Source organism: Nonomuraea roseola (genome assembly GCF_039535395.1).
In the GTDB taxonomy this organism is placed as follows: Bacteria; Actinomycetota; Actinomycetes; order Streptosporangiales; family Streptosporangiaceae; genus Nonomuraea; species Nonomuraea roseola.
Genome location: NZ_BAAAXC010000012.1, coordinates 540561 through 560822, shown reverse-complemented (window position 1 = coordinate 560822; position 20262 = coordinate 540561). Strand labels below are relative to the sequence as shown.

The window sequence follows — 20262 nt, the reverse complement described above, 5'->3', positions numbered from 1 at the left end:
AGGCCGGATGCCGGCAGATCCGCCCAGCTCACCCGCGCTGCGCGCGTCCGACGCGGACCGCGACCTGGTCATCGAACGGCTGCGCGTCGCCGTCGCCGACGGCAGGCTCGACCCGGTCGAGTTCGACGAGCGGCTGGACGCGGCGCTGGCAGCCCGCACCATCGACGCGCTGGCCCCGCTCATCGCCGATCTGATCGCGGTGCCAGTCGGCGGCGGCGCACTCACCCTGCCGTTCGCCGGGACACCGGCCGAGCCGGCCGCCGAACTGCTCACCATCAATGAGCGTCACGGCTCGGTGCGCCGTGAGGGCCGGTGGACGCTGCCGTACCGGCTGGCGCTGCGCACCGCGTGGTGCGACGTGATGCTGGACCTGACCAGCGCGGTGCGCAGCGCCCCCGAGCTGGTCATCGAGCTGCGGGTGCGCGGCGGCAACGTGGAGTTGGTCCTCGCGCCAGGCATGGTGGTGGACGCCAACGAGCTGTCGGTGCGGCACAGCATGCTGGCGATCAGCAGAGACGCGGGCGACCACACGCCGGAGACACTGCAGGTCCGCTTGGTAGGCCGAATGCGGCACGGCCGGCTCGACACCCGGTGGCAGGCGCCGCCCCGGTGACGCGGCAGGGCCTGGATACCGCGGTATCCAGGCCTGACACCTCGCGCTTGGTGCGGGCGCGCCGCCGTGCTAGGGCTTGTCGTCAACGACGACACCGCCGACGACGAACCGTTCTTTCTGCTCATCCCCTAAACCCTGGGTGATCGCGCCGGCGGCAGTCCCCGCCGGCGCGATGCCGGCGACAGCTTCGTCAGTGCGCCACGACTTCTTTAGTGCACCACGACCTGGCCGCCGTCCGGTCGTGAGGCTGCCGCCAAAAGGGCCGCCCGGACAGTGCTTGGGTTCAACAGGTCGATGCAACACCCCCGATGTTGAGGGGTTGTGTTGGACTTCGAGTGTCAGGCCTGGACGGATCCCCATGCCTCCAGCGTCGCTTCGGCGATGGTTTCGATACGGCGCCCGTATGCCAGATGCCCATCAGAGACGAAGCTGCCGTCACTGAACGGCAACTCACAGAACGTGGCGCGGAAATGCCGGGGAGATCCACCCAGCGGCAGCGGCGCGTACGTTGCCAATGGCGTCATGTCATAGCCCGACCGCGCCCTGTGATTGTTCCGTGCCACCTGATGAGCGGCCACGCGAAGCAGCGCGTCAAGGCCCTTGTCCACGTAGAGCTGCAGTTGGCGGAACTGACCGTCGAGGTACTTCTCATGACCTTCGGAAGGATGCTGCAGGAGATACGCGCAGACCACAGGCGCGTGCCACCTGTACATCTCAGGATCAGCCTGCTCTTCAGCCAGGATTGCGTGGTAGTAGTCCGCGCACACACCCAGTGGGCCGGCAGGTGCACCGCAGTCGCACTGACCCATGATGAGGCTGTCTGGCATGGGTGCAACATAGGTGGCCGGCAACAACCCTGTCGACCGGATTTCGGACTTGTCCCAAGTCCTACCGGGCTATGATCCTGCAGACCCTGAGACCCCGCAGTCCACAAAGTGCGGCTGGCGTATCGCAAGCAGGATTGCGCGTGGGCAACGGCAGTCAGAGGCGCGGCCGGTACCCGCTACCCGGCCTCGGTGCCGCCTACCTCGCCTGCCGTAGAACAGAAGACCCCAGAAATGCAGAAAGGGCCCCACCCAACGGGTGAAGCCCTTCCATACAAAGATTGCGCGGCGGCGACCTACTCTCCCACACCCTCCCGAGTGCAGTACCATCGGCGCTGCAGAGCTTAACTTCCGGGTTCGGAATGTAACCGGGTGTTTCCTCTACGCTATAACCGCCGCAACCCTACGAGACCATTTGTTGTCTCAGAATTGCCTAGTGGACGCGAGCAAAAAGCTTTGTGGTCAAGTCCTCGGCCTATTAGTACCGGTCAGCTCCACACGTTACCGTGCTTCCACCTCCGGCCTATCAACCCGGTCGTCTACCGGGAGCCTTACCCACACAACGTGGTGGGAGACCTCATCTCAAGGCGAGCTTCCCGCTTAGATGCTTTCAGCGGTTATCCCTTCCGAACGTAGCCAACCAGCCGTGCACCTGGCGGTACAACTGGCACACCAGAGGTTCGTCCGTCCCGGTCCTCTCGTACTAGGGACAGCCCCTTTCAAGTCTCCTGCGCGCGCAGCGGATAGGGACCGAACTGTCTCGCGACGTTCTAAACCCAGCTCGCGTACCGCTTTAATGGGCGAACAGCCCAACCCTTGGGACCTACTCCAGCCCCAGGATGCGACGAGCCGACATCGAGGTGCCAAACCATCCCGTCGATATGGACTCTTGGGGAAGATCAGCCTGTTATCCCCGGGGTACCTTTTAGCCGTTGAGCGACGGCGCTTCCACATGCCACCGCCGGATCACTAGTCCCAGCTTTCGCTCCTGCTCGACCCGTCAGTCTCACAGTCAAGCTCCCTTGTGCACTTACACTCAACACCTGATTGCCAACCAGGCTGAGGGAACCTTTGGGCGCCTCCGTTACTCTTTAGGAGGCAACCGCCCCAGTTAAACTACCCACCAGACACTGTCCCCGATCCGGATCACGGACCAGAGTTAGACGTTCAAAACGACCAGAGTGGTATTTCACCAATGACTCCACCCGAACTAGCGTCCGAGCTTCACAGTCTCCCACCTATCCTACACAAGACGTTCCAAACGCCAATGTCAAGCTGTAGTGAAGGTCCCGGGGTCTTTCCGTCCTGCTGCGCGTAACGAGCATCTTTACTCGTAGTGCAATTTCGCCGGGTCTGCGGTTGAGACAGCGGGGAAGTCGTTACGCCATTCGTGCAGGTCGGAACTTACCCGACAAGGAATTTCGCTACCTTAGGATGGTTATAGTTACCACCGCCGTTTACCGGCGCTTAAGTTCTCACCTTCGCTGTGTTGCCACAGCTAAGCGGTCCCCTTAACGTTCCGGCACCGGGCAGGCGTCAGTCCGTATACATCGTCTTACGACTTCGCACGGACCTGTGTTTTTAGTAAACAGTCGCTTCCCCCTGGCCACTGCGACCCCCACCAGCTCAGAAAGCTAGTTTCGTCACCAGCAGAGGTCCCCCTTCTCCCGAAGTTACGGGGGCAATTTGCCGAGTTCCTTAACCACAGTTCACCCGATCGCCTTGGTATTCTCTACCTGACCACCTGAGTCGGTTTAGGGTACGGGCCGCCACAACACTCGCTAGAGGCTTTTCTCGGCAGCATAGGATCATCCACTTCGCCACAATCGGCTCGGCATCACATCTCAGGATCAATGCGTCGCGGATTTGCCTACGACACTCCCTACATGCTTACCCCAGGAACAACCATCGCCTGGGTTGGACTACCTTCCTGCGTCACCCCATCGCTTACCTACTACCCGATCGGATCGAGCGTTCAGCCTCACCACTTGTCCCGAAGGACGCTGCGGGGCTTAAGGACTCTTAGCATCACGAGGTTCGATATGGGCGTGTTAAAGCGGGTACGGGAATATCAACCCGTTGTCCATCGACTACGCCTGTCGGCCTCGCCTTAGGTCCCGACTTACCCTGGGCGGATTAGCCTGGCCCAGGAACCCTTGGTCATTCGGCGGCAGGGTTTCTCACCCTGCATTCGCTACTCATGCCTGCATTCTCACTCGCACAGCCTCCACAACTAGATCACTCTGCTGCTTCGCCGGCTGCACGACGCTCCCCTACCCATCAACAAGAACAAGTTCTCATCAATGCCACGACTTCGGCGGTGTACTTGAGCCCCGCTACATTGTCGGCGCGGAATCACTTGACCAGTGAGCTATTACGCACTCTTTCAAGGGTGGCTGCTTCTAAGCCAACCTCCTGGTTGTCTCTGCGACTCCACATCCTTTCCCACTTAGCACACGCTTAGGGGCCTTAGTCGGTGATCTGGGCTGTTTCCCTCTCGACTACGGAGCTTATCCCCCGCAGTCTCACTGCCACGCTCTCACTTACCGGCATTCGGAGTTTGGCTGACGTCAGTAACCTTGTCGGGCCCATCGGCCATCCAGTGCTCTACCTCCGGCAAGAAACACGTGACGCTGCACCTAAATGCATTTCGGGGAGAACCAGCTATCACGGAGTTTGATTGGCCTTTCACCCCTACACACAGGTCATCCCCCAGGTTTTCAACCCTGGTGGGTTCGGTCCTCCACGAGGTCTTACCCTCGCTTCAACCTGCCCATGCGTAGATCACTCCGCTTCGGGTCTACAGCATGCGACTCAAACGCCCTATTCAGACTCGCTTTCGCTACGGCTCCCCCACACGGGTTAACCTCGCCACACACCATAACTCGCAGGCTCATTCTTCAAAAGGCACGCAGTCACATCACAGCTGAGCAAGCCCAGCTAAGCTCCTACGGCTTGTAGGCACACGGTTTCAGGTACTATTTCACGACCCCTCACCGGGGCACTTTTCACCTTTCCCTCACGGTACTAGTGCACTATCGGTCATCAGGGAGTATTTAGGCTTACCAGGTGGTCCTGGCAGATTCACACAGGATTTCTCGGGCCCCGTGCTACTTGGGATCCCCTCAAACAGCCCATCCGATTTCGCCTACCCGGCTCTCACGGTCTACGGCGCCCCTTCCCAGAGGCTTCAACTATCAGACAGGTTTCTCACTGTTTGTGGTCTCGGCAGAAACCACCAGAGGGTCCCACGACCCCGAACATGCAACGCCTGCCGGCTATCACACATGCCCGGTTTAGCCTCATCCGCTTTCGCTCACCACTACTCACGGAATCACTGTTGTTTTCTCTTCCTACGGGTACTGAGATGTTTCACTTCCCCGCGTTACCACCAACCGCCCTATACATTCAGGCGGAGGCAACACCACATGACTGGTGCTAGGTTTCCCCATTCGGACATCCCCGGATCAACGTCTGGTTGGCGACTCCCCGAGGCTTAACGCAGCCTCCCACGTCCTTCATCGGCTCCTGATGCCAAGGCATCCACCGTGTGCCCTAAAAAACTTGGCCACAAAGATGCTCGCGTCCACTATGCAAATCTCAAACAACAAACAGCAACCAACTCCAAACCACACAATGATGGTTCTTCGCTGGCCCTGTATGAGGTGGAACAGACGGATCAGGCCACCATGCGAAACCCGCAGCGGGTGGCCCCTACGATCCGGTCCGTTTCCTCAGGACCCAACAGTGTGTCCAACCAGTCCAAGCCCCCTCACGGCCGTTCCCACTCCCTCCGAAGAAGGCGGTACTAACCCGCAGGCAACCAAACCTGGTTGAGTAGCCAGTGCTCCACTAATGAGCTGCCGAGCATCAGACGTTCGCTGATGACCTCGACGTAGACCGATCAAAGATCAGTCGGTGCTCCTTAGAAAGGAGGTGATCCAGCCGCACCTTCCGGTACGGCTACCTTGTTACGACTTCGTCCCAATCGCCAGCCCCACCTTCGACCGCTCCCCCCAGCAAGCTGGTTGGGCCACGGGCTTCGGGTGTTGCCGACTTTCGTGACGTGACGGGCGGTGTGTACAAGGCCCGGGAACGTATTCACCGCAGCGTTGCTGATCTGCGATTACTAGCGACTCCGACTTCATGGGGTCGAGTTGCAGACCCCAATCCGAACTGAGACCGGCTTTTAGGGATTCGCTCCACCTCACGGTATCGCAACCCTCTGTACCGGCCATTGTAGCATGTTTGCAGCCCAAGACATAAGGGGCATGATGACTTGACGTCATCCCCACCTTCCTCCGAGTTGACCCCGGCAGTCCCCCATGAGTCCCCAGCACGCCGAAGCGCCTGCTGGCAACATGGAGCAAGGGTTGCGCTCGTTGCGGGACTTAACCCAACATCTCACGACACGAGCTGACGACAGCCATGCACCACCTGTCACCCAGTCCGAAGAGGGCCACATCTCTGCAGCTTTCCGGGCGATGTCAAGCCTTGGTAAGGTTCTTCGCGTTGCGTCGAATTAAGCAACATGCTCCGCCGCTTGTGCGGGCCCCCGTCAATTCCTTTGAGTTTTAGCCTTGCGGCCGTACTCCCCAGGCGGGGCGCTTAATGCGTTAGCTCCGGCACGGAGATCGTGGAAGATCCCCACACCTAGCGCCCAACGTTTACAGCGTGGACTACCAGGGTATCTAATCCTGTTCGCTCCCCACGCTTTCGCTCCTCAGCGTCAGGTAAGGCCCAGAGAACCGCCTTCGCCACCGGTGTTCCTCCTGATATCTGCGCATTTCACCGCTACACCAGGAATTCCGTTCTCCCCTACCTACCTCTAGCCAGCCCGTATCCACCGCAGACCCGCAGTTAAGCTGCGAGCTTTCACGGCAGACGCGACAAGCCACCTACGAGCTCTTTACGCCCAATAATTCCGGACAACGCTTGCGCCCTACGTATTACCGCGGCTGCTGGCACGTAGTTAGCCGGCGCTTCTTCTGCAGGTACACGTCAACTTCGTCCCTGCTGAAAGAGGTTTACAACCCGAAGGCCGTCATCCCCCACGCGGCGTCGCTGCGTCAGGCTTTCGCCCATTGCGCAATATTCCCCACTGCTGCCTCCCGTAGGAGTCTGGGCCGTGTCTCAGTCCCAGTGTGGCCGGTCGCCCTCTCAGGCCGGCTACCCGTCGTCGCCTTGGTAGGCCACTACCCCACCAACAAGCTGATAGGCCGCGAGCCCATCCCCAACCGAAAAAACTTTCCACCACCACCCGATGCCGGGGGCGGTCGTATCCGGTATTAGACCCAGTTTCCCGGGCTTATCCCAGAGTCAGGGGCAGGTTGCTCACGTGTTACTCACCCGTTCGCCGCTCGAGTACCCCGAAGGGCCTTTCCGCTCGACTTGCATGTGTTAAGCACGCCGCCAGCGTTCGTCCTGAGCCAGGATCAAACTCTCCAAACAATGTTTGAGAATTTCTCCCGGCTGAAACATGAATGTTCCAACCAAAGGAATCCGTCCAATGGACGGGGTTGTGCATCATGCACTGGCTTTTAACACACTGTTGAGTTCTCAAGAAACGGACGCATTCACCGTCACCTACCCGGTGGCACTCGCTTCGTTATGTCTTTATTCTTTCAGCTCCCCCGGTCGGAGTCAAATTGACTCTTTCCGAGAAATCATCGGGAATTCCGACGCCCCGTTTCCGGGGCAACCCCTCAAACTTACTTCGACATTTGATTTCTGTCGAACCGGCCCGAGGAGGGCAGCCGACGGCCAACGCCGGCTGGGTGGGACTGGTGAACTCTATGTACGCCTCCGCCACCCGTCAAATCAACGTCCGCCATTCCGGTCACAGGTGTCGAAGAGGGACAGTTCGTCCGCGTCGGGAGCCTGGAAGAGAGCCGCGTACCCCGCCATCATGGCCTCGGTGAGCGCCACCGTGCCCCGGCCCCCTGCCGCGGATCTCGCCTCGACCCTGCGGCACAGCTCCTCCATCGGCACGTCCAGGTAGCGAAGTTCGACGGGGACGCCGAGCGCTCGCGCGCCGCGTCGTTTCTCGTCCCTCTCCGCCCTGCCCCAGAAGCCGTATTCGAGGATCACGCTCGTCCCGAGCGCGAGCAGCTCGAGAGCGTGCCGCCACAGCTGCCGCTCCAGCAGGTCGCGCGCCTCCTCGTCGAACAGATCGATTGCCAGCTCCGTCAGCCACTCGTCGGGGCACAGCCGCACGGCGGGCAGCTCCTCGGCCAACTGTCTGGCCAGCGTCGTCTTACCCGAGCCCGGCAACCCACAGAGCAGAACCAGCCGAACGGAGTCTCCGGAAGCAGAGCCTCCCGCAGCGCGGCCTCCCGAAGCGGGATCGGCCTGTGTACTCGGGGAGATGGGCACCGAATCACCTCATAGTCTTTGCGGGTGGATCTCGAGGCAGAGCTGGCGCGCATGGCCGGCGCGTACGGCGGGACAGGCGAGCCCGTCACCCATCCCACCAGAAGCGACGTGGTGGTCGTCCGCCGCGGCGAGGTGGTCGTCAAGGCGCACTCGGTCCGCGACGATCCCGACCTCCTGCGGATGCGGTTGAGGGCCGCGAACGCTCCGGCGCTGACCGGCCTGCTGCTGACCTCGCTCGATCCCGAGGTGCGCACAGTGGGCGACAGGGCGGTGACCGTCTGGCCCACCGGCGTGCCCGTCGGCCGTGACGATCCCGACGCCGCTCCGTGGGAGGAGGGCGCGCGACTGCTGGCGCGCCTGCACGCCGTACCGCTGACGATGATGCCGCCGCTGCCCGACGCGGCCGGGCCCGCGCGGATGGCGCGGGCGGTGGAGGCGATGCCGGGGCACGGCGCCGCCCAGCGGACGGTACGGCGGGCGTACGCCGCCCTCCCCGACCCCGAGCCCGTCCCCCGCCTGCTCACCCACGGCGACTGGCACCTGGGGCAGCTGGTGAGAAGGGGCGACAGGTGGCTCCTGATCGACGTGGACGACCTGGGCACCGGCGATCCCGCGTGGGACCTGGCAAGACCCGCCGCCTGGTTCGCGGCCGGACTGCTCGAACCCGAGCTCTGGAGCCGCTTCCTCGACTCCTACCTGGCCTCGGGCGGTCCCGCGCTCGATCCGGCCGACCCGTGGGCGCGGCTCGACCTTCCCGCCAGGGCGCTGACCGTCCAGCTCGCCGCCGTGGCAGTCGGCCATGCCGAAGCCGAGGAGCGGGAACTGGACGAGGTGGAGCAATCGTTGGTCCAGTCGTGCGGCAGGATTGTCGGCCTCAGGCAAGGCTGACATAGTGGCGCACGCACGACCGAGGAAAATCCCGCCCAAGGGCAAGGAGATCAACCTGATGCAGTGCCCCAAGTGCCGCGGAAGCATGCGGACTTATGAGCGCAACGGGGTCCACATCGAGCAGTGCGAGAACTGCCGAGGGATCTTCCTGGACTACGGCGAGCTGGAGACCCTGACTCGCATGGAGTCCCAGTACCACACCCCGCCCGCCGCGCCTCCCGCGCACGGAGCTCCCGCGCACGGGGCTCCCGCTTGGGGCGCGCCCGCTCCGCACTACGGTGGCGGGCACTACGGTCACCGGCGCAAGAAGGACAGCTTCCTCGGGATGCTGTTCTCCTCCTAGGACCTGGTGAAAGGGCCGCGACCTCGACAGAGGCCGCGGCCCTTCCCATGTCGCGCGCCGGAGGGTCAGCCGGGGAAGGATCCAGGGTCGACCGCCTTGGTGGGGGCGTTGCCGCCGTTCACCGTGTGGAGGGTGACGCGCCAGTCGTGCCACCTGATCTGGGTGGAGGTGTAGGTCGTCCTGAACCGCACCGACTTCTCGAACCGCTCGAAGCTGCAGGTGCGGGAGAAGGCGCGCCCGTCCCAGTCGGCCCCGTGGGTGAAGAAGACCTCGTACGACCCGTCGCGAACCCCTCGCACCTTGAACGACGACTTCTTGCGCACGTAGACGCTGAACGCCTTGGCCTTGCCGCGCAGCACGGTGACCACCGCGTCGCGGGAGGCGCCGTTGTCGATCTGCAGGGAGCCTCGCCCGTCGCGCCGCCCGCTGCGCAGGAACGTGCCGTTGGCCAGGCGCCTGTTCTGCTTCTTCGCCGCCTTCACCGGCACGACGTCGGCCGGGTAGTCGCCGAGCGCCCGCAGCGCCTTTCCCGTCTGGTCGAGCATCTGCAGCTTGCCCGACACGTCGGCGAACACGCCGCCCGCCGTGCAGACCGTCATGGATCCCACCCTGCCCAGGGTGGTGCCGAGCTCGGTGGTGAAAGCGCGCAGGCTGGCGACGTACGCCTCGTGCTGGACCCTGGCCTCCACAGGGGGCGCGAGGGCCGACAGGCTCTCCGAAGCGCCGCGGAGGGTCTCTTCGGCACGTTCCACACGGGCGTCGAGCGTCTTGATGCTCCTGGCCGAGGCCACCTGGGAGAGCGCCTCGCGGACGCCGTCGCGATGCTCGCCCAGCGCTTGCCTGTAGGCGTCGGCGGTGAGCGCGGCAGGGGTGGCCTCGCCGGTCGAGGCGGCGTTCGATGGCGTCGGCTCCCCCTGGCCCTGGACCGTGGAGGTGCAGGCCGTCAACGCCAGCATCGCCACGGCGAGCGTGCAGGAGATCAACCGGGGGGCAACCATCTGCCACACTATCGCCCGGCTGATCCCCTGCCGTCAATTTACGGTTCGGTCAGTCCACTGTCGCGATCCTGCTGGAGCCATCGGGTGATCCCGAGCTCCTCCAGGAACGGCAGATCGTGGCTGGCCACTATCAACGCGCCCCGGTAGGCGGCCAGCGCCTGCGACAGCTGTCTGACGCTGGCCAGGTCGAGGTTGTTGGTCGGCTCGTCCAGCAGGAGCAGCTGGGGCGGCGGCTCGGCCGACAGCAGCGCTGCCAGCGTCGCCCTGAACCGCTCGCCGCCCGACAGCGTGCCCACCGGCTGCTCGGCTCTCGCGCCCCTGAACAGGAAGCGCGCCAGGCGGGCGCGCACCTGGTTGGGCGAGGCGGTGGGGGCGTGCGCCCGCACGTTGCCGACCACGCTCAGCGACTCGTCCAGCAGGTCGAGCCGCTGCGGCAGGTAGCTGACCGGCACCTGCGCGCCCGCCTCGACGATGGCCCTGAGCAGCGTGGTCTTGCCCGAGCCGTTCGGCCCGAGCAGGGCGATCCGCTCAGGTCCTCGCACCTCGAGGCGCTCCATGCCGGTGCGGCCCAGCAGGTCGAACGACAGGACCATCCGTCCCGCGGGCACCTCGGTCTCGGGCAGCGAGATGCGGATCTCCGCGTCGTCCCGCACGGCCTGTTCGGCCTCGCTCAGCCGTTCACGCGCCTCCTCCAGTTTCTCGGTGTGCATGATGCGGTGCTTGCCCGCCGACACCTGGGCCTCGCGCTTGCGCGCCTGCATGATGATCTTCGGTTCGCGCTTGTTGGCGTACATCTTCGCGCCGTAGCGCACCCTGCGGTCCAGCTTGGTGCGGGCGTCGAGCAGCTCGCGGCGCTGGCGGCGCACGTCCGCCTCCGCCGTCCTGACCAGGCGCTCGGCCGTCTGCTGTTCGGCTTCGAGCATGCGCTCGTAGTCGGACAGGTTGCCGCCGTACACGCGCACGCTCCCCTCGCGCAGCTCGGCGATCTGGTCGACCTGTTCGAGCAGCGCCCTGTCGTGACTGACCACCAGCAGCACGCCCTGCCACGCGCCGACGGCTGCGTGGAGGCGCTGCCTTGCCGACAGGTCGAGGTTGTTGGTGGGCTCGTCGAGCAGCAGCACGTCGGGCCTGCGCAGGAACTGCGCGGCCAGCCCCGCCATGACGGCCTCGCCGCCCGACAGGGTCGCCACCGTGCGGTCCAGGCCGATGCCGCCGAGCCCGAGCGAGGACAGCGCGCCGAGGGCGCGCTGCTCCACGTCCCAGTCGTCGCCGACGGTGGCGAAGTGCTCCTCGCGCACGTCGCCCGACTCGATCGCGTGCAGCGCGGCCCTGGTCGCGCTGATGCCGAGCAGGTCGGAGACGGTGAGCTCGGCGCGCATGGGCAGGTTCTGCGGCAGGTAGCCCACCCTGCCCGCCACGCTGACCGTGCCGGAGGCGGGGGTGAGCTCCCCCGCCACCAGCTTGAGCAGGGTGGACTTGCCCGAGCCGTTGGCTCCGATCAGGCCGGTACGGCCGGCGGGGAAGGCGACGTCGAGGCCGTCGAGCACCTGGGTCCCGTCGGGCCAGCCGTACGAGACATGGTCGATCACCACGGAGAATGACATGGAAGGCTCCCGTCAGAAAAGTCGAAACTTTGTGACATGGCGGGAACCACCGCGAAGACGCCCGAGGTCCAGGTGCGCACGTGCCCAGAGACAGGGCGGAACGGCGCGGTGCCCGCGACCTCAGAACCTCACGTCAACAGCCTCCACGGCTCGGTGATACGACCCAGGAAGGTTACGCGACCGGAGATCCTCGCGCAAGGGTGATCACCGGAGTCTGGCGATCACCTCGTTGGCCGCGCGCGCCCCCTCTGTGGCGCCGCCGTTCATGAAGCCCTGGAAGTCGTAGGAGGTGTGCTCGCCCGCGATGTGCACGTTGCCCTGGGGCACGCCCTCGTACCCGGCGTACCTGTGCAGGTAGCCGACGGGCCAGTACGAGTAGGCGCCGAGCGCGTGCGGGTTCTTGTGCCAGGCCGACAGCTGGGCCCTGCCGTTCCACTGGGCCCTGGTGCCGGGGAAGACGGTGTCGATGCCGTCGAGCACCGAGCCCGCGAGGGCGCGGACGTAGGGGTCGGTGTGGGTGGGGAAGGCCGTGGAGGGGTCGAGCGCGCGGGCGGCGGCGCCTCCGCCGTACTGGATGAGGACGCCGGTGGCGCCGGCCTGCGCCTTGGTGGTGTCCCAGCACTGCTGCCACGGCTGGTCGGTGAAGCAGTCGCCGGCCGACACCCCGTCCCACGGTCCCGTGCCGAGCCAGGGGCGGGTGGAGAACTGCATGTTGAGCTTGGTGACGTGGCCCATGCGGGCGTCACGCAGCAGGTTGGTCATCCTGGCGTCGAAGCCCGCCCTCGACAGGTCGAGGCCCTGCAGGATCGGCAGCGGCACGGTGAGGACGGTGTGGTCGGCGGTGACCGTCCTGCCGCCGTCGAAGGTGAGCGTCTGCGTGCCGTCGGCATTGGCCCGTACGGCCAGCAGCCGCCATCCGGTCCGCACGCTGTCTGAGGGGAGCGAGGCGGCGATGGCCTGAGGGAGCTGGTCGTTGCCCCCCACGATGTGGTAGCGCTCGTCCGACAGGCCCCAGACGTTGAAGTGGCCGGGGTTGGGCTGGTAGCCGAGCAGCAGGACCAGCGCGAGGGACGACTGGTCGGTGGTCTCGGCCCCGTACTCCACGTTGTAGGCGACGTCGAGGAACCTGCCCAGGTCGGAGGCGTAACCGCCCGGCACGCGCGAGTCGATCCACTCGCGGATGGACATGTTGTCCAGTGCGATGCCCTCAGGCGTGGCGTTGTTCCACATGACCTCGCCCGCGGCCATGAGGTCGGCGTGGAGGTCCTGGTACATCTCCTTGAAGTCGGCGTCAGCCTGTGAGCGCGGGTAGTAGTGGCCGTTGACGTGCAGGACCTCCTCGGCGCCGTTGGGTCCCGAGCCCGCGAAGTTGACGGTGCCGAGGCCGAAGCGGCGGCACAGCTGGAGCATCTTCTTGTGCTCGACGTCGATGAGCTCTCCGCCGATCTCGGAGGTCTGGCCGTTCAGCCAGAGCGAGCGCTGGGTGTACATCCGGCCGCCCACCCGGGTGTTCGACTCGTAGACGACGGGCTCGGCCCCCGCGTCGCGCAGGGTGAGCGCGGCGGTCAGGCCCGCGATCCCCGCGCCGACGACCGCGATCCTGGCGGGCCTGAGCGGCGGCTTGGGAGCGTCTGCGACGACGTCGGCGAGGGCCGCGGCCGGGGTGGCGGCGAAGGCGGTCGCGCCCAGACCGGCGAGGGCGGCGCGCCTGAGCAGCTCGCGGCGGCCGAGCCCGCGCACCTCCTCGACGGGCATGCCCAGGCGGCGGGCGGCGTGGTGATCGGCGGCGATGCGCTGCAGGGCGCGCAGTGCGGCGGTGCGAGGCATGGAGGGTGCGCCTTCCTGTTGGTGTTGTCGCCAGAGTGAAGACGGAGGTGTTCACCGAACAGTCGGCACAACGTAACCGATCAGGACCATCGACTGACACACTGCGTTCGGCCTAGAGTGCGCACCAAGCCGTCACCCCTCACCGGAGGTCAGGAATGTCCAGCATTCCCTCTCTGCTGCGCGACCGGATCAAGGCCACGCCCGACGCCGAGGCCTATCGCCATCCAGCGGGATCGGGCTGGGCCTCGCTGACGTGGGCCGAGGTGGGCGAGCGAGTCCGCCCGCTGGCCCTCGGCCTGGCCGGTCTCGGCGCGAGCGCCGAGTCGCGCGTCTCCATCCTCTGCTCGACCAGGCTCGAATGGGTCCTCACCGATCTGGCGGTGCTCGCCACGGGCGCGGCCACCACGACGATCTATCCCTCCAACACCGCCGCCGAGTGCGCGTTCGTGATCAACGACTCGGGCAGCACGCTGGTGGTCGCCGAGAACGACGACCAGGTCGCCAAGCTGGTCTCGGTCCGCGACGAGATGCCGGGCCTGCGCCACGTGCTCGTCGTCGACGGCACCGCGAGCAACGACGGCTGGGTCATCCCGCTCGACCAGGTCAGCGGCGAGGGCGACTTCGACGCCATGGTCGACTCGATCAAGGAAGAGGACCTGGCGACGCTCATCTACACCTCGGGCACCACCGGCAGGCCCAAGGGCGTCGAGCTGACCCACGACAACTGGCTCTACGCCGCGGAGGCGGTCCGCAAGATCGACCTCATCGGCCCCGACGACCTGCACTACCTGTGGCTGCCGCTGTCGCACTCGTTCGGCAAGCTGCTGCAGGTCGTCATGATCGACATCGGCGTGCCGACCGCGATCGACGGCCGCCTCGACAAGATCGCCGAGAATTTGGGCGAGCTGCGGCCCACCTTCATGGCCGCCGCGCCGCGCATCTTCGAGAAGATCCACAACACGGTGGCCGCGACCGTGCGCCGCGAGGGCGGGGCCAAGCTGCGCATCTTCGAGTGGGCCAAGCAGACGGGCATCAGGGTCAGCAAGGCCCGCCAGCGAGGGTCGGCGATCCCGCTGACCACGAGGCTGGAGTACGCACTCGCCGACCGGCTGGTCTTCGGCAAGCTGCGGGCCCGCTTCGGCGGGCGCATCCGCTACTTCATCTCGGGCTCGGCCCCCCTGTCGCAGGACATCGCCGAGTTCTTCGACGGCGCGGGGCTGACGATCCTCGAGGGGTACGGCCTCACGGAGTCGTCGGCGGGCAGCTTCCTCAACAGGCCCGACAGCGTGAGGTTCGGCACGGTGGGGCCCCCGCTGCCCGGCACCGAGGTGCGCATCGCCGAGGACGGCGAGGTCCTCATCGGCGGGCGCGGCGTCATGCGGGGCTACCACGGCCTGCCCGAGGAGACGGCCGCGACGCTCGACGACGGGTGGCTGCGCACCGGCGACATCGGCGAACTGGACGACACGGGGCGGCTGCTCATCACCGACCGCAAGAAGGAGCTGATCAAGACCTCGGGCGGGAAGTACGTCGCGCCGACCTACATCGAGGGTCGCATCAAGGCGGCGTGCCCGTACCTGTCGCACGTCTTCGTCCACGGCGACAGGCGCAACTTCTGCACCGCGCTGGTGACGCTGGACATGGAGGTCGTCAAGCCGTGGGCGGCGGCCGAGGGGCTGCCCGACGAGGCGGAGAAGCTGCGCGAGCATCCCCGGATGAGGGAAGAGGTCGCGAAGGCGGTCAAGCAGGTCAACCAGACGTTGGCCAGCTACGAGACGGTCAAGGAGTTCGCGATCCTGGGGACGGACTTCTCGGTGGAGACCGGGGAGCTGACGCCGAGCCTGAAGGTGAAGCGCAAGGTCGTGGAACAGCACTTCGGCGACACGCTGGACGCTTTCTACAAGAACGCCAACCTCATCTGAGGTCCCGGAGAAGACCGAGCCCGCGCCCTCTCCTGGACGCGGGCCGGGGGTCTTCACGGGCACCGGGAAGCCCGGCCCGCGCCCCGTGCGAGACGGCGGTTCCAGATGCCGGAAAGACCCGGCCACATGCTGGAGGTCATCTGAAGACGTGGAGGGAGCGGGGGGCGTTTGGTGAAGACGAGGGGGCCGTGGGCGGTGAGCGTCTCGCCGTCGCGGGCCAGCCGTATCTCCCCCGACGGTGTCTCGACCCGCACCGTGTCGGCCTGCCACTGGCGGTAGTGGCGCGACAGGCCGAGCCGTCCGGCCACCACGCTGCCGAAGGCGCGCACCCTGGGCAGTGTGCGGGCGGCGGTCATCAGCCTGATGTCCAGCACCCCGTCCTCCAGCCGGACCCGCCGTCCCGGGGCGGCGCCGCGTGAGCCGTACTTGCAGTTGCCCACGAACAGCAGCCACGCCCTGTACGGCACGCCGTCAACGACCACGTCGAAGGGCGCCGCGTCGCGGCCCAGCACCTCAGCCAGCGCCCACAGCAGCGCGGGCCACTTGCCGATGCGTTTCTGCCTGGCCTCGCGCCGGTCGACGAGCTCGGGGTAGATGCCGACGCTGGCGTTGTTGACGAAGACGCCTCCCGCCACCTCGCCCACGTCGACCGCGACCAGGTCGCCTCCCCTGTAGGCGGCGACGGCGTCGTCGGCGTCCTCGATGCCCAGCTCGGTGGCGAAGTGGTTGAGCGTGCCGGCGGGGACGACCAGCAGGGGGCGTCCATGCTCGAGGGCTGCCAGGGCGCCCCTGTTGACGGTCCCGTCGCCGCCCGCGACGGCCAGCGCCTTGCCCTCGGCCTTGTCCATGGACTCCAGCGGGACGAACTCCGCGCGGGGGAAGGCCTCGCGCAGGGTGCGTGCCGCCTCGCTCGCCTCCTGGTTGACCACGACGGCGAGGCCGTCGCCCAGGGGGTCGAGGTCGAAGGAGGGGGCCGTGGCCGAGGCTCTGGCCCTGCCCGCCTCCCCCGCCTCGGGCCAGATGCGGCGGGTGAGCAGGCCGGTGGCCACGCCGATGGCGACGCCGGCCAGCACGTCGCCCGGGTAGTGGACACCGGTGTAGACGCGGGAGAAGCACACCGCTCCGGCGAGCAGCGCGACGGGCGCGGCGACGACGGCGGGGGCCTCCAGCGCGACGGCGGTGGCGAAGGCCGCCGCCGAGGCGGAGTGTCCCGAGGGGAAGGAGGCCGACAGCGGCATCCTGAGCAGCCTGGTCAGGGGCAGCGAGTCGGCGACGGGGCGTTTGCGGGCGAAGGCCTGCTTGCCCGCCAGGTTGACCAGGGGGCTGGCGAGGCTCACCGCCAGCAGCCCTCTGGTGGCCGCCCTGCGCAGGCGCCGCCTGCCGCTGAGGGCGAACCCGCCCGCGATGCCCGCCCAGAGCAGGGCGTTGTCGGCGGCCCGCGACAGCGGCGGCAGGACGCGCTCGAAGCCGGGCAGCCTGGCCTGCGCGACGGAGGCGTACAGGTGCTTGTCGAGCCGGTTCAGGCGTGATCGGAGTCGCATGTGTATCTCTTGCCCAGCTTCGCCGACGTTTACAGGACGCGTTTGGCCCCCGGCAGGGAACGCACCAGGTAGGCCAGGCCCCAGCACAGCGGCAGGGCGAGAACGGCGACGACGGCGAACTTGACGATCGCGGCCGCGTGCAGCCCGCTGAAGGCGTAGGAGAGGCCGACCAGCACGACGGGGTGGATGAAGTAGACGGTGTAGGCCTGGTCGGACAGGAACCTGCCGCGCGGCCCCTGCCGGTTGAAGCGCTCGCGGAAGGTCACCAGCAGGCCGATGGTGATCCCCACCGCGAACACCGCCTCCCACGTCGCCGCCGCCAGCTCCGACGGCATGCCCTGGGTCGCGAACCGGACGGGCAGCAGCACCAGCGAGCAGGCCGCCGCCGCCGCGAAGCCGAGCCTGCCCGCCCTCCTGGACAGCGCGTCGAACCAGCCGTGCCTGAAGGCCAGCACGCCGAGGACGAACATGCTGACGTACTGGGGCAGGTGCGAGGGCGTCGGCAGGCCGAGCACCGGCACGTACAGGCCGGTGGGCACGACCAGGCGCCACAGGAACGTGGCGGCCGCCAGCGCGAGCGTGTACCCGGCGATCGCCGCGAGCCCCGGCGCGCCCTGGGGCACGGGGCGTGGGGTCCTGCCGTAGCGGCGGACGAGCGCGTAGACGGCGACGAAGACGAGCAGCACCTCCACGAACCACATCGGGCCCGGGTCCCAGGAGGCGAGGTAGAACTGCCAGTACGGCAGGTCCATCTCCCTGTAGATGCCGAATGTGACCAGCGGCCTCAGCAGCAGGAGGAAGACGAGCAGGGGGATGCCGAGCCGTACCAGCCGGTCCCTGAGGAACGGGCGGCCGCCCTTGCGGTCGTAGGAGCCGGGGGTGAAGAAGCCGGACAGCAGGAAGAAGAAGCCCATGAAGAAGGCCTGGTCGAACATGACCAGGACGTCGAGGGCGAGCCCGGAGGGGTCCTGGGCGGTCTCCACGTAGTACCAGACGGGGATGTTGCCGTAGGTGACGGCGACGTGGTGCAGGACGACCAGCACGGTGAGGGCGACGCGCAGGTTGTCGACGTAGGCCAGGCGCTTCATCGGACCGCCCTGAGGAAGATCTCGACCAGTTCCCTGGCGTGGGCGTCGAGGTCGTGCTGGGGGTAGGCCGCCCAGTAGGCGAACATGTTGTCCACCGCCGAGGAGTGGGTGATCGCCATGACGCGGGTGTCGAACGGCCGGAACTCGCCGCTCTCCTGGCCGAAGCGGTAGATGCGCTCCAGCGACTCGTACAGTTCCTCGTTGGCGGTGATGCCGTAGCGGGGTGAGCCGTCGGGCAGCCGGAGGTTGTGGAAGATCTCCCCCAGCGCCATGAGCTGGACGCGGTGGTCGCGCATGTGCTCGGCGACGGTGAGGAGATGGGTGCGCAGCAGCCCCGTGGCCGTGCTCTCCCCCTCCATCCTGGCCAGGACGAAGTCGGCGATGCCCGAGTAGACGTGGTCGACGACCTGCTCCATGAGCTCGTCCTTTCCTGCGAAGTGGTAGGAGATGACGCCCTTGCTGATGCCCGCGTGCTTGGCGATGAGGGCGAGGGAGGCCTTGGCGAAGCCCACCTCGGCGATGACCTCGATGGCCGAGGCCATGATCTGGGCGCGGCGCGCCTGCTCGATGAAGGATCGCGGTTTCTGGCCGCTCGCCTCATTTTCTGACCGCATGGCCAAAATTTAGCACGCTTGGACAGGAAAGAATAAATACGACCGATCGGTCATATTGTGTTAGCGTGGACGTATGGCAGACGGGCGCAGGGTGCGCGGGCAGCGCAGCCGCGAGGCGATTCTCGGCAGCGCGGTGGCGCTGGCCTCGGTCGACGGCCTGGGCGGGCTCAGCCTGGGCAGGCTCGCCGAGGCCGCGGGGGTCAGCAAGTCAGGTTTCTTCGCGCACTGGCGCGACAAGGAGGAACTGCAGCTCGACGCGGTCGAGTGGGCCGCGCGGCAGTGGGTGGAGCACGTCATCGTCCCCGCCTCCGCCGCGCCGAAGGGCGTGCGCAGGGTCTTCGCCCTGCACGAGGCCAGGCTCGCCTTCTACAGGGACGGCGTCCTGCCGGGCGGCTGCTTCTTCTTCGTCGCCCAGGTCGAGTTCGACGACAAGCCTGGCCCGGTCAAGGACCGGGTCGCGCAGGCGATGAACGACTGGCTCGGCTACCTGGAGCACACCGTCAGGGAGGCCGTCGACAGGGGCGAGCTGCGCGCCGATCCGGCCCAGCTGGCATACGAGATCGAGGCGCTGGGCGAGGCCGCCGTCACACACTCCCGTCTGCGCGACGGCCCCACCGCATTCGCCCACGCCCGCAGGGCCGTCCTCGACCGGCTGCGAGCGCTCTCACCGACACCCGAACTCCTTCCGGAGGACTGACCTTGTCCCACACCCGCCCCGTCCAGGTGCACTTCGACGACCTCGACGCCATGGGCCTGCTGCACAACGCCCACTACTCCGTCCTGGTCGAGCGCGCCATCACGGCCTTCTGGACCGAGCAGGGCTGGAACTTCGACCCCGCCCGCTCCCGCTTCAAGGACGTCTTCTTCGCCGTCCGCGAGTTCACGATCACCTACCACGTGCCGATCATGGGCGTGGGCGAGCCGCTGGTGCACTTCTGGATCGAGCGGATGGGCAACACCAGCGGCGTGTACGGCTTCCGCGTCCTGTCGCCCGACGGCGAGACCGTCCACGCCGAGGGCCGCAGGGTCAACGTCAACATCGACCCCTCGACGCTGCGCCCCACCCCCTTCAGCCCGGAGATCCGCGACGCCGCACAGGTCCTGGCGGCGTGAGGAGGGACGGCGGGCCGAGCTCCCGCGGGGCGGCGGGCGGCGCGACGGGCGTCCGCGTGAGGAGAACCCGGTGGATCGCGGGGCCCGAGCCGAGAGGCGCGGATCCCGTCGTGGTCGCCGTCACCGCCTTCCGCCTCCACCGCGGCGCGCACCTGCCTCGCGCCTGCCTGGCCGGCTGGCGGCTCAGCCGCCTGTGGCCGGGGCTGGAGGGAGCGGTCGGGCTGTGGCTGTGGGCCGAGCCTGGCGCGCGCCGCATCGGGTCGGTGTCGGTGTGGCGCTCCGAGGCCGACCTCAGGGCCTTCGTGCGGCTGCCCGCCCATGTCGCGATCATGCGTGCCTACCGGGGCAGGGGCGAGCTCGTCTCGGCCACCTTGACGAGCGGAGCGCCTGACCTCTGGGAGGAAGCCAGGTCACACGGGGTGGAGTATTCCGAACCCCCCGGGTGACAATTCGCGCCCCGGCCTGCCTGGAGCTCCGCCGTACCGTGCCAGGATGTCGGCACGCGAGGCGGG

The 20262-nt window shown here is 66.7% G+C and carries 15 protein-coding genes and 3 rRNA genes; 7 read left to right on the top strand and 11 right to left on the bottom strand.

Features of this window, described 5'->3' with window-relative positions:
* Window positions 1-7: 7 nt before the first annotated feature.
* Window positions 8-613: a DUF1707 SHOCT-like domain-containing protein gene (locus ABFX55_RS14745; RefSeq protein ID WP_346121326.1), complete on the top strand. Its 606-nt coding sequence runs from the start codon at window positions 8-10 to the stop codon at window positions 611-613.
* 338 nt (window positions 614-951) lie between these two features.
* Here ABFX55_RS14745 and ABFX55_RS14740 read toward each other — a convergent pair whose 3' ends face one another.
* The 5 genes from ABFX55_RS14740 to ABFX55_RS14720 form a co-directional block, all read right to left on the bottom strand.
* Window positions 952-1440 (bottom strand): DUF5946 family protein, encoded by a 489-nt coding sequence (locus tag ABFX55_RS14740; protein ID WP_346121324.1) that lies wholly within the window; start codon window positions 1438-1440, stop codon window positions 952-954.
* A gap of 280 nt (window positions 1441-1720) precedes the next feature.
* Window positions 1721-1837: ribosomal RNA gene (gene rrf, locus ABFX55_RS14735) — 5S ribosomal RNA — on the bottom strand.
* Window positions 1838-1895: 58 nt separating this feature from the next.
* A 23S ribosomal RNA gene (locus tag ABFX55_RS14730) occupies window positions 1896-5007 on the bottom strand.
* 359 nt (window positions 5008-5366) lie between these two features.
* Window positions 5367-6888 (bottom strand): 16S ribosomal RNA (locus ABFX55_RS14725).
* The 16S, 23S and 5S rRNA genes sit together here, the layout of an rRNA operon.
* Before the next feature lie 369 nt (window positions 6889-7257).
* Window positions 7258-7812, bottom strand: coding sequence for a P-loop nucleotide/nucleoside kinase family protein (locus ABFX55_RS14720; protein WP_346121322.1), 555 nt, complete (start codon window positions 7810-7812; stop codon window positions 7258-7260).
* Window positions 7813-7836: 24 nt separating this feature from the next.
* On the opposite strand from ABFX55_RS14720, the gene ABFX55_RS14715 reads away from it, so the two are divergent.
* Both ABFX55_RS14715 and ABFX55_RS14710 read left to right on the top strand, forming a co-directional pair.
* Window positions 7837-8700, top strand: a complete 864-nt coding sequence (locus ABFX55_RS14715; RefSeq protein WP_346121320.1) for an aminoglycoside phosphotransferase/kinase family protein — start codon at window positions 7837-7839, stop codon at window positions 8698-8700.
* Window positions 8701-8758: 58 nt separating this feature from the next.
* Window positions 8759-9043 (top strand): TFIIB-type zinc ribbon-containing protein, encoded by a 285-nt coding sequence (locus ABFX55_RS14710; RefSeq protein ID WP_183659565.1) that lies wholly within the window; start codon window positions 8759-8761, stop codon window positions 9041-9043.
* Window positions 9044-9108: 65 nt separating this feature from the next.
* Here the strand turns inward: ABFX55_RS14710 and ABFX55_RS14705 are convergent, their stop codons facing one another.
* The 3 genes from ABFX55_RS14705 to ABFX55_RS14695 form a co-directional block, all read right to left on the bottom strand.
* Entirely contained in the window at window positions 9109-10041 is a 933-nt protein-coding gene (locus tag ABFX55_RS14705) for a hypothetical protein (protein WP_346121318.1), read from the bottom strand.
* A 38-nt stretch (window positions 10042-10079) separates the two neighbouring features.
* Window positions 10080-11645 (bottom strand): ABC-F family ATP-binding cassette domain-containing protein, encoded by a 1566-nt coding sequence (locus ABFX55_RS14700; RefSeq protein WP_346121316.1) that lies wholly within the window; start codon window positions 11643-11645, stop codon window positions 10080-10082.
* A gap of 204 nt (window positions 11646-11849) precedes the next feature.
* Window positions 11850-13472 carry a flavin monoamine oxidase family protein gene (locus tag ABFX55_RS14695; RefSeq protein ID WP_346121314.1) on the bottom strand — a complete coding sequence of 541 codons (1623 nt, stop codon included), beginning with the start codon at window positions 13470-13472 and terminating at the stop codon, window positions 11850-11852.
* A gap of 155 nt (window positions 13473-13627) precedes the next feature.
* Between ABFX55_RS14695 and ABFX55_RS14690 the strand changes: the two genes are divergently transcribed.
* Window positions 13628-15394, top strand: a complete 1767-nt coding sequence (locus tag ABFX55_RS14690) for an AMP-dependent synthetase/ligase (RefSeq protein ID WP_346121313.1) — start codon at window positions 13628-13630, stop codon at window positions 15392-15394.
* A gap of 53 nt (window positions 15395-15447) precedes the next feature.
* Here ABFX55_RS14690 and ABFX55_RS14685 read toward each other — a convergent pair whose 3' ends face one another.
* The 3 genes from ABFX55_RS14685 to ABFX55_RS14675 are packed head-to-tail and all read right to left on the bottom strand — an operon-like array spanning window position 15448 to window position 18637.
* On the bottom strand, window positions 15448-16935 hold the full coding sequence (locus ABFX55_RS14685) for a bifunctional phosphatase PAP2/diacylglycerol kinase family protein (RefSeq protein WP_346121311.1): 1488 nt from the start codon (window positions 16933-16935) through the stop codon (window positions 15448-15450).
* A 29-nt stretch (window positions 16936-16964) separates the two neighbouring features.
* Window positions 16965-18023 (bottom strand): acyltransferase family protein, encoded by a 1059-nt coding sequence (locus ABFX55_RS14680; protein WP_346121309.1) that lies wholly within the window; start codon window positions 18021-18023, stop codon window positions 16965-16967.
* Window positions 18020-18637, bottom strand: a complete 618-nt coding sequence (locus ABFX55_RS14675) for a TetR/AcrR family transcriptional regulator (RefSeq protein WP_346121307.1) — start codon at window positions 18635-18637, stop codon at window positions 18020-18022. Before ABFX55_RS14675 ends, ABFX55_RS14680 begins: the two co-directional genes overlap by 4 nt.
* A gap of 73 nt (window positions 18638-18710) precedes the next feature.
* Between ABFX55_RS14675 and ABFX55_RS14670 the strand changes: the two genes are divergently transcribed.
* Genes ABFX55_RS14670 through ABFX55_RS14660 form a run of 3 tightly spaced genes read left to right on the top strand, consistent with a single transcriptional unit; the run spans window position 18711 to window position 20196 of the window.
* The gene (locus ABFX55_RS14670) at window positions 18711-19334 is read left to right on the top strand and encodes a TetR/AcrR family transcriptional regulator (protein ID WP_346121305.1); all 624 of its coding nucleotides are present in this window, start codon (window positions 18711-18713) and stop codon (window positions 19332-19334) included.
* Window positions 19335-19336: 2 nt separating this feature from the next.
* Window positions 19337-19750 carry an acyl-CoA thioesterase gene (locus tag ABFX55_RS14665; protein WP_346121303.1) on the top strand — a complete coding sequence of 138 codons (414 nt, stop codon included), beginning with the start codon at window positions 19337-19339 and terminating at the stop codon, window positions 19748-19750.
* A 56-nt stretch (window positions 19751-19806) separates the two neighbouring features.
* The gene (locus ABFX55_RS14660; RefSeq protein ID WP_346121301.1) at window positions 19807-20196 is read left to right on the top strand and encodes a hypothetical protein; all 390 of its coding nucleotides are present in this window, start codon (window positions 19807-19809) and stop codon (window positions 20194-20196) included.
* Window positions 20197-20262 lie beyond the last annotated feature (66 nt).